Origin of the sequence: Nocardia nova NBRC 15556 (assembly GCF_001613005.1) — a bacterium.
Taxonomy (GTDB): domain Bacteria; phylum Actinomycetota; class Actinomycetes; order Mycobacteriales; family Mycobacteriaceae; genus Nocardia; species Nocardia nova.
Genome location: NZ_BDBN01000114.1, coordinates 1 through 9,337 on the forward strand (window position 1 = coordinate 1; position 9,337 = coordinate 9,337).

Consider the following 9,337-nt stretch of genomic DNA (forward strand, 5'->3'; position numbering starts at 1 on the left):
GCGAGCCGTATATCGCTGCGCTGGAAGAGAATACGAGATGTTCGACGCCGGTAGCGCGCATCGCGGCGAGCAAGGTGCGGGTTCCGCCGGTGTTCTGCTCGTAGTACTCGAGCGGGTGGGACATCGAATCCACTGCCGATTTCCGGCCGGCGAGGTGGGCGACTCCGGTGATTTCGTGGTCGCGCAGTGCGGCGGTCATGGCCGCGAAGTCGGTGACCGACGCCGCGACCGTCGCGACATCATCGGGTATCGCGGCGCGGCGACCGGTCGAGAAATCGTCGAGGACGACCACGGACCGGCCGGTCGCGCGGAGCGCGCGCACCACGTGCGATCCGATATAACCGCCACCACCGGTCACCAGCCAGCTCACCCTACCCTCCTCGGGGTCGGGTCGGTCTCCGCCTCGAGCCTGCGCGCGGCCGACGCGCGATCGCGGCCGAGACATGTCACACCGACAGATACCGCCAGCAACGCGAGGACGAAGGCGGCGCCCGCGCCGCCTCCGGGGATCTCGTCACCGAGCACGGTGACACCGAGCACGACGGGAACGAACGAGGACAGAAAGCTGGCGACCGGAAATGTGAGGACCGCGGCGCCCGCCTGCAGACCGCGCTGTAGCAGGCTGATCCCGAGCACCGAACATACCGCCAGGACATACGGTGTCGGCGTGGCGAGCATCGTCCAGGGACGGTGTAGCTCGAAAGTGAGTCCGACCTGGCGTGTCGCGACCGTTGCGATGCCGTAGGCGATTCCCGCCGCGGTGCCGAACCCGAGCGCCGCGACCCATGGTCGTGGGGTCCTGGTACCGAGGTCCCCCACGACCGCCCCGGCCGCGGCGGCCACTACGCCGCCAACGACGAACAGGAGCATCTCTACGTTCGACGCGGGCGAACCGAGTGCCGATTCGTCGTTGAACGCATACGCCATCAGGCCGGTGCCGAGCACCATCGCGACGATCCCGTAGCGCCCCACCGCCGCCAGCCGTTCATCGAGACCGCGGCGGGCAATCACAACGAGAAACACCATGTCCAGGGTCAGCAAGGGCGCGACCAGAGTCGCCGGCGCCACCGAGAACGCGTATGCCTCGGCCGCGAAACCGCCCATCTCACAAGCCAATCCGAACAGCCACAGCGGCCGCACGGCGAGCCGCGCCAGCAACAGCAGTCCCAGGCCGCCGCCGTGCGCGGTCCGCCGCGCCGCCGTGGCCTGGATTGCCGGCGCGCACCCGTACAGCGCCGCGGCTACGACCACCGCCGGCAACCCGTAAGTCAGCGACTGATTCACGGCGCCGACGCCCGGCCGCCCAGCCCGACCCGGTCCAGCGTGGCGCCGAACGCCTCTTCCCACGCCTCGGGTTCGACGGCAATTCGAGTCGGCGGTGGTTCGATTCGCTCCAGACAAGCCAGAACGCAACGCCGGATCGCCTCCGGTTGCGCGGAGGTCACCGCGGCAGCGCCACGCACGAGCTCCTGATGGAGGTTGTCTCGACCGTGTCCGGGCACGACGTCGAGCAGCAGCAAGTCGCGGCCGATCACTCTCGCCTCGGCGCAGGTATCCCCCGACGAGGTGATGACGAGATCGGCGGCGGACATCAGCACGGGAATCTCGTCGGTGAAACCGAAGGGGACGATCCGCTCCGTTCCAGCGGCCATCGACCGCAGCCGCGCTTCCAGTCCGGCATTGCGGCCCGCCACGACCAGCACGTGAACGCCCGCGCGCGCGATCAGGTCGGCCGCCTCGGCCAGCGGACCGATACCCCACGCCCCCGATATGAGCAGCACGCATTTCGCGTTCCGGGGCACGCCCAACGCGTCCCGCGCCTCGGCTTGCGGCGGCGCCCGGTAGAACTGCGGGCGTACCGGCGCCGGTACCACCGCGATCTCCGCGCCGGGTTCGAAGCGCCGGATGTAGCGGGCCGCCGGGTCCGAGGTCACCAGGTAGAGATCGGTGTTCGGATGCACCCACAACCGATGCGGGCAGGTGTCGGTGCAGAACACCGCATTCACCACATCGGGATGACGATCCTTGATCCGACTGGCCGCGGCGGCGCCGGTGGCGAACACCGACACCAGCAACTGCACCGGCCGGTCGCGCAGCCGCGCGTCCAGGGCCGGAACCAGGTAGCGGCACGATGCCGCGTCGATGAACCGGGCCAGCCGGCCCCCGGAGCGCAGTGGCCCGAAGTGGAAGGCGTCGTACAGGCAGGGCACGGCGAGCATGCCGCGAAACACCTTCTCGCCGAGTCCACCTCGACGGTTTCCCATCATGCGCATGCTGTCGACCGTGTCGGTCGCCCAGCCGCGCCGGCGCAGCGACACCGCGCATGCGTCGGCCATCACATCGTGTCCCATACCGAGCGAGCCGGACAGCAGCAGCGCGGAGGGAGTCGACATAGCTACCCGTTTCCGCGGGCCGCGGCCGTGTCCGGATGCTCCGCCAGATACCACTCGACGTATCGCCGGACGCCGTCCTGGAACGAGGTCGTGGGTCGCCACCCGATCAGCTTGTCGGCCAGGGCGTTCGATACGTCGATGCCCCGGAAATCACCCGGCCGCGCCGGAACATGCTCGATCGGGGTACCGGGAAAACGCGCCTGCACCGCCTCCGCCATATCGAGCACACTCACCCGCTCGCTGCCTTCGAGCGCGATCACCTGGTTCTCGGCAGCGTCGTCGAGCACCCGTGCATGCGCGTCGGCGAGGTCCTCGACGAAAACGTAGTTGCGGAATTGTTTGCCGTCTCCGGCGACAGTCAGCGGCTCACCCGCGATGGCTTTGCGAACGAATCGGGCCAGGACGAGTTCGTCTCTCATGCCGGGCCCATACGGCACGCCGTAGCGCAAAATCGTGAACGGCACGTCGTAGGTCTCGGCGTAGCTGTGGATCAGCATCTCCGCGGCGATCTTCGTCGAGGTGTAGATGTGGCCGGCCTTGGCCAACGCCATCGGCGCCGCCTCCGTCAGCGGCCGCGTTCCGTCCGAGACGTCGAAGGCGGCCCCGTACACCCATACGGTGCTGGCGAAGACGACTCGGCGCAGGCCGTGCACGCGGGCCGCGTCCAGGATGTTGGCGGTGCCGTCCACGTTCAATCGCACCGTCCGCAGCGGATCGCGATGCGCCACATCGACATTCGACATGCCGGCCAAATGGAAGATCACCTCGAGATCCGCCGAGGCGCCGACGACGGCGGACGAGTCGAGCACGTCCACCCGGCGGAATCGCGCTCGAGGGTCCGGACTCGACGGGGCGACCGTATCCAGGGCGTAGACCGTGTGTCCGGATTCGGCGAGCCGGTGAATCACGTGGGCTCCGATGAAGCCGGAGCCGCCTGTCACTCCGATCCGCATGTCTTGTTCAGCCTCCCATCAGTGTGTCTCGGACCTCGCACAACGCAGCCAGCACATGATCGACCTCGGCATCGGTCATGTCGGAATGCAACGGCAGGCAGATGTGCCGGGCACAGATATCGTCGGCAACCTCGAGCCGGCGGCCGCCGAAGCGCTCGAACACCGGTTGCCGATGCAGCGGCGCCTCGTACACCTCACCGGTCAGCGCGACCTCGAACCGTTCCTTGACCGCCTTCTTGAACTGCGCCCGGTCGATGTCGTCGGTGGGCAACACGATGTACTTGTAGTAGTTGCTGCGCCCTTCGGGAGCGATGGCGAGCCGCTCGAATCCGTCCATCGCGTCGATCGCCGCGTCGTAGCGGTGTGCCGCGGCCTGGCGCACCCGCAGAAATTCGGGAAGGTGACGCAGGTGAACCAGGCCGACCGCAGCGTGCAGCTCACTCATCCGCCAGGCATACCCCTCACGGATGTGCACGTTTCCGAGGAAGCCGGCCTTGCCCTGGTCTCGGTAGATCACGGCCTCGTCGCGGATACGCTCGTCGGCGGTCACGATCATTCCGCCCTCGCCGCTGGTCAGCACCTTCGTCGGATAGAACGAGAAAGCACCCGCGACGCCGAAGGAGCCCGCGAACCGCCCACCGTAGCTACAGCCGTGGGCATGCGCCGCATCCTCGATGAGCACGATCCCCCGCTCGTCGCACAGCTCCCGCAGGGCCGGCGCATCGGGCGAGACCAATCCGCCGATATGGACGAGCACGACGGCCGCCGTGTCGGGTCCGAGCGCGGCCTCCACGGTCGCGGGCGACAGCGCGAAGGTATCGCGATCGACGTCGGCGAAGACCGGGTTGCCGCCCGCGCGCAGCACCGAAAATCCGGTGGCGGCGAAGGTATTCGCCGGCACGACGACGTCACGTCCGGCAACGCCGACGCTGCGCAGGATGATCTCCAACGCGGCGGTTCCGCTGCTGACCGCGACCGCATAGGGGGCGCCGTGGGCGGCGGCGAAATCGGATTCGAACTCTCGCGTATTGGGCCCGAGAGTGAGCGCACCGGTGCTCAGCGCGGTGGTGACACGACGGGCGATTTCGTCTCGATCATCGTCGGTGAACAGGATTCGCGCAGCCGGAATCTGCATACGAGCCTTCCCTCGTCAGCGAAGTATCCATTTGTCGGCTACCGCGGACGCCATCGGACCAACTCGAAATGCGCCGCCGTACTGCCACTACACAACCGGGCTACGCACGAACACGGAAGGCCGAGTACCCACCGGCTCCAGCCGCGGCATCATCCATTTCGACCAAGCAGGACGAATCTTACACGGACGAGCACCTCTACCAGCGATTATTCGATCCGATCCATCACGCGGTCAGCGTCCTGGTCACCACATCGGAGCCCCACGGCTCACCTTTTCGCACGGCGTGTCGGTGCGGTCCGAGGCGATCACCGACGGTTGCTCGGCCGGGCCAGCAGCGTCAGGCCGACCGAGAGTGCGGCGCTGGCCAGGGCCGGGCGCCGGTATCGGGGTGAGCCGAGGAATGCGAGCATGCTCAGGGCGTGCAGGACATCCACCGCGCGCACGGCGCGCACCGGTGGCCCGGGCACCACAACCAGCACCACGCCCTGCACGCCGTATCGGGCGCCGAGCAGCCGCGCCACGGTCACCGCCCTCGGGGCGGGGCCGACGAACCGGCGGGGAGCGCTCAGCAGAATCACACCGCATACGCCGGCGACGATGCCCGCCAGCCGGCTCCGCCGGACCGCCGAACCGGATGCGCGGGCGCTCACAGCCGGGACCGGCGCGAACGGGACCACAGGCCCAGCGCCGCCGTAGCGACCCCGGCGACGGCAGCGGCCACCGCGCCGTGGTGCTGACCGGCCCACAACTGCGCACTGTGTCCGGTGGACCGGGCATCGAAGATGCCGTGGGCGCCGAAGTCCCTGCCCTGCTCGCCATCGGCGGGATGCCACAGATTTTCGGGCTGCTCGGGGTCGCGGGGTTGATCGGTCTGCTGGGAATCGAAACCCGTTTTGGCTAGATAACGATCGAGCAGGCCCGGCGCGATCGCATTGGCGGCCAGCGTGGCCGCGGTGCTGCCGCCCACCCAGTATTCGCGTCGGTTCGGGTGGTCGGCGGCGTACAGCACAGCGCGGGCGGCGACCTCCGGCTGGTAGATCGGCGGTACCGGCTGAGCCTGCTTCGGCAGCCGCGACAGCACCCATGAGAACTGCGGCGTGTTCACCGCGGGCATCTGCACCATGGTCACCCGCACCCCGCTGCGCTCGTGCAGCAGTTCGCATCGCAACGACTCGTGAAAACCTTGGATGGCATGTTTCGCTCCGCAATAGGCGCTCTGCAGCGGGATGCCGCGATACGCCAGCGCCGACCCGACATGCACGATCGTGCCTCGATTGCGGGCCTTCATCCGCTTCAGAGCCGCCATCGTGGCGTAGACGTAGCCGAGGTAGGAGACCTCGGTGACCCGCCGGAACTCCGCGGGCTCGATCTCGTCGAACGGTGCGAACACGGAAGTGAACGCGACATTCACCCACACATCGACCGGCCCGAGTTCCTGTTCGACCCGCTCGGCCGCCGCTGTCACCTGCTCGCTGTCGGCCACATCGGTGGGCACGACCAGAGCGGTACCGCCCGCCCGACGAATCTGCTCGGCCGCGGCCGCCAAACCGGTTTCGCCCCTGGCCAGCAGCGCTACCCTGTCCCCTCGCCGGCCGAAGGCCACCGCGGTCGCGCGGCCGATACCGCCGCTGGCACCGGTCACCACAACCACCCGCGACTTATGTTCGCTGTCGGTCATACACCCTCCGTTCCTCCCCCCTGCTGTCCGGTGCGAGCCGAATCCCACTGGTTATCGGCTCGCACTCCATCGTTGGCGGTTCGCGCTCATGCGGTCCGGCGCATGCCCAGTGCCATCGAGCTCAGCCCGAGCAGCACGGCGACCGCACCGGCGACCACGTTGCTCCAGATCGTCGCGGGATGGGCGACATTGCCGCTGACCACCCAGGGGCTGATGATCATCCATACGCCGATCAGCGGAGCGGCCCAGACGATGCCGTGCACGCGTCCGTACATCGAGGCGAACCCCAGCGCCAGCACCGCCAGAGCGGTCCCGACGATCAGGTTGTTCGCGGTCAAGGTCGGATAGCCGTGGAAACCGACGACCCACGCCGAGATCGCGATGTAGAGCCCGGTCAGGAACATCACGCCGATGACAGCTTGCGCGGCCGGTTCCATCGCGGCGAGTTCATACTTCTCGTACTTGGCCCGCAACTCCACGATGTCGGGATGCAGGCTCATGTTCATGGCGTCAGTAGCCATGTCTTCCACCACCTTTCGGCTGCACGGTGAAGACCAGCGGCTGAGATCGACAACGACGAGAGGCGGAACCGGTCCGGAACACCGCCGGTCTTATGTCATGACATGATAATATCATGGCATGACATATGAGTCGACGTCGTCGCCCGATCTCACCGATCAGGAGTACTCGCGGCTGTTGATGTTCCGCGTCGGACTGCGCCGGTTCCTGCGCTGGAGCGAACACCGGGCGGCCGACGTGGGACTCACCGCCGCGCAGCACCAACTGCTCCTGGCGATCCGAGGCCATCTCGGCCCGGATGGACCCAGCATCGGCGAGCTCGCGGAATACCTGTGCACCCGGCACCACAGCGTGGTGCAGCTGATCGATCGCACCGAACAACTCGGGCTCGTCACCCGCAACCGGGAAGGCGGCACGGACCGACGCGTCGTGCGCCTCACCCTGACCGAGACCGGAAAACGTGCTCTCGCCCAGCTCAGTGCTACCCATTTGGAAGAACTTCGTCGGCTGACCCCGCTCGTCGATGCAGTGACCGGCTCGGCCACTACCGGCGTGCAGGCACAGCTCTGAACCGACAGCCTCGAAGCGCAGTTAGTTGTCGGGGCCGGTGAAAGGGCGCGGACGTTTGGCGAGCAGTTTGTACAGCGTCTGTTGAATGGTTTCGCGGATGTGGCCGGCGAGGTCGAACATGGCCATCGGATCACCGGCGGCCGCCGGGGCGAAGTCGTCGGTCGGGATCGGGGTGCCGAATTCGATGTACCACTTGGAGGGCAGCGGGACTGCACCGAGCACGCCAAGGTGCGGGAATGTCGGTGTCACCGGGAAGTAGGGCAACCCGAGCAGCCGGGCCAGCGGGGTGATGTCGGCGAGCTTGGGGTAGATCTCCTCGGAGCCGACGATCGAGCACGGAATGATCGGCACGCGCGCCTCGACCGCCGCAGAAGCGAATCCGCCGCGTCCGAACCGCTGCAGCTTGTACCGCTGACGGTAGGGCTTGCCGACACCCTTGAACCCTTCGGGGAACACTCCGGCCAGCTCGCCGGAGCGCAGCAGGCGTTCGGCGTCGGCGGGGCAGGCCAGGGTATGCCCGGCCTTGCGGGCCAACCCGCCCAGGATGGGCAGGTCGAAGACCAGATCGGCGGCCAGCAACCGCAGAAGCCGTTGTTCGGGGTGTCGGTCGTGCACGGCCAGCTGGAGCATCAGGGCGTCGATGGGGAGTACGCCCGCGTGGTTGGCCACGATCAGGGCGCCGCCGGTATCGGGGATGTTGTCGACGCCGGTGACCTGCACCCGGAACCAGAGGTCGGACAGGGGCCGCAGAGCCGGCAGCAGAACCGATTCCAACAGGTGTTCGTCCAAGCCGAACTCGTCGACCCTGTAGTCGCCGGCGAAGCGGCGGCGAGCGAATTCGGCGGTGCCGCGGATTCCGTTGATGATCGTGGCGCCGGCCGAGGCGCCCGGGCTGCGCGGGGTCGCCGGCGCCAGTCGCCCGGTCAGTGACGTCACCGGGCGTAACGCCGGCCGGCTCGGCCATTGCCGCGACGCCGGCCGTTGCCGCGCCTCGAAGTCGCTGTCGCGCAGTCGAATCACCTTGGCCACGTCACTCATCAGCCCGACCCCGTTCCGGCCTCGGCCAGGGGTCATCGAGCGCCGGAACTATCGTGGCTTTCCCGATAGGCATAGTGAGCACCACCGTTCGATTCGTTGCGGAAACACTTCCCGGCCCCTCGGCCGGTTCGAGCTCAGCGGGGCCGGGATCAACGTGGCGTCGCTGTGGACAGTGGCGGAACGGTCAGCGGAGAGTGACCATGATCGCGCTGCCGACCACGGTCGCGGTGACGCCGAGCAGGTGTTCGGTGATCATCGCGGCGATCGGCTGGATGTGGCGGTCCTTGCGGGCGACGACGGCGAGAGTGCGGGCGTCGATGACGTGAATGAAGGCGAGATCGCCCACCGTCGTTGCCGCGAGCATGTCCCGCGGAAGTGTCGGAGCGGGTAACGCGCGCACGGCGTCTCGCACCCGGTGGATAACGCCGACCGCGTGCTGCGGGATCTCGAGCGGGTGGTGGATCGGGGGCGGGGGAAGCATCGCGGTGGTCATCGCATTTCCTCGAATCTCCGGTATGGGCGGTTGTGTCGAGTCGCCGCCCTGCCGGGCCGGTGGGTCATGAATGACGCGTGTCATAACCGGGGTGGCTTGGCTGGCGAGCCTCGCACGAATCAGTTTATACAAAGCAATATTGTAAAAACTAGGAGGTGGGTCACATGCCCGCCACGGACGTGACGCAGAACAGACCGTCGGAGGTGGATGTGAACAATCAGCCGCGTCAGTTCGATTGCCGGGTCGCCACGGCGGACGGTGAACGACCAGGGCAGGGGCAGGTCGTGGAGGATACGATGCCGGCCCCGGCGCTGGTTATCGCGCGGAGTCCGTTTGCGTCGTGGCGGGCCCGGCGCTGCCGGTCGTGGTGAGATGGGCCAGGCACAGATCGGGTTCCGCGAATGCCTCGAGCCGCTCGACATTCACCGGTGCGGCCCGGCCCTCCAGCACGCCCTGCATCAGGCCCAGATGGATCGGACACACCACACTTGCACGAGTTTCGGCCAGGTCGAGGAAGGGGCAGTGCCGCAACCGGATTCGCGTCCGGCCGCTATCGAT

General features: G+C 67.7%; 11 protein-coding genes and 1 pseudogene. 1 reads left to right on the forward strand and 11 read right to left on the reverse strand.

Annotation, left to right across the window (positions count from 1 at the left end; genetic code table 11):
• The 8 genes from NN2_RS32095 to NN2_RS32130 form a co-directional block, all read right to left on the reverse strand.
• A partial coding sequence (locus NN2_RS32095; RefSeq protein WP_174555040.1) for an NAD-dependent epimerase/dehydratase family protein occupies positions 1 to 370 on the reverse strand: 370 nt, incomplete at its 3' end.
• A complete protein-coding gene (locus NN2_RS32100; RefSeq protein ID WP_063018631.1) occupies positions 367 to 1,284 on the reverse strand; it encodes a DMT family transporter in 918 nt (305 codons plus the stop codon). The genes NN2_RS32095 and NN2_RS32100, both read right to left, overlap by 4 nt.
• A complete protein-coding gene (locus NN2_RS32105) occupies positions 1,281 to 2,393 on the reverse strand; it encodes an MGDG synthase family glycosyltransferase (RefSeq protein ID WP_063018633.1) in 1,113 nt (370 codons plus the stop codon). The genes NN2_RS32100 and NN2_RS32105 overlap by 4 nt, the downstream gene beginning before the upstream one ends.
• Positions 2,394 to 2,395: 2 nt before the next feature.
• Positions 2,396 to 3,334 (reverse strand): NAD-dependent epimerase/dehydratase family protein, encoded by a 939-nt coding sequence (locus NN2_RS32110; protein ID WP_197516592.1) that lies wholly within the window; start codon positions 3,332 to 3,334, stop codon positions 2,396 to 2,398.
• 19 nt (positions 3,335 to 3,353) lie between these two features.
• Positions 3,354 to 4,481: a DegT/DnrJ/EryC1/StrS family aminotransferase gene (locus NN2_RS32115; RefSeq protein ID WP_063018637.1), complete on the reverse strand. Its 1,128-nt coding sequence runs from the start codon at positions 4,479 to 4,481 to the stop codon at positions 3,354 to 3,356.
• A gap of 305 nt (positions 4,482 to 4,786) precedes the next feature.
• On the reverse strand, positions 4,787 to 5,131 hold the full coding sequence (locus NN2_RS32120; protein ID WP_156511532.1) for a hypothetical protein: 345 nt from the start codon (positions 5,129 to 5,131) through the stop codon (positions 4,787 to 4,789).
• Positions 5,128 to 6,159 carry an SDR family oxidoreductase gene (locus NN2_RS32125; protein WP_063018641.1) on the reverse strand — a complete coding sequence of 344 codons (1,032 nt, stop codon included), beginning with the start codon at positions 6,157 to 6,159 and terminating at the stop codon, positions 5,128 to 5,130. The genes NN2_RS32120 and NN2_RS32125 overlap by 4 nt, the downstream gene beginning before the upstream one ends.
• 86 nt (positions 6,160 to 6,245) lie before the next feature.
• Positions 6,246 to 6,680 (reverse strand): SPW repeat protein, encoded by a 435-nt coding sequence (locus NN2_RS32130; protein WP_063018649.1) that lies wholly within the window; start codon positions 6,678 to 6,680, stop codon positions 6,246 to 6,248.
• A gap of 118 nt (positions 6,681 to 6,798) precedes the next feature.
• On the opposite strand from NN2_RS32130, the gene NN2_RS32135 reads away from it, so the two are divergent.
• Positions 6,799 to 7,248: a MarR family winged helix-turn-helix transcriptional regulator gene (locus NN2_RS32135; protein ID WP_063018643.1), complete on the forward strand. Its 450-nt coding sequence runs from the start codon at positions 6,799 to 6,801 to the stop codon at positions 7,246 to 7,248.
• Between the two features lie 21 nt (positions 7,249 to 7,269).
• Here NN2_RS32135 and NN2_RS32140 read toward each other — a convergent pair whose 3' ends face one another.
• The 3 genes and pseudogenes from NN2_RS32140 to NN2_RS36735 all read right to left on the reverse strand — a co-directional run.
• Positions 7,270 to 8,286 carry a lysophospholipid acyltransferase family protein gene (locus NN2_RS32140; protein WP_063018645.1) on the reverse strand — a complete coding sequence of 339 codons (1,017 nt, stop codon included), beginning with the start codon at positions 8,284 to 8,286 and terminating at the stop codon, positions 7,270 to 7,272.
• A 184-nt stretch (positions 8,287 to 8,470) separates the two neighbouring features.
• Positions 8,471 to 8,779 (reverse strand): hypothetical protein, encoded by a 309-nt coding sequence (locus NN2_RS32145; RefSeq protein ID WP_063018647.1) that lies wholly within the window; start codon positions 8,777 to 8,779, stop codon positions 8,471 to 8,473.
• Positions 8,780 to 9,094: 315 nt separating this feature from the next.
• A pseudogene (locus NN2_RS36735) lies at positions 9,095 to 9,337 on the reverse strand (hypothetical protein); the annotation flags it as partial.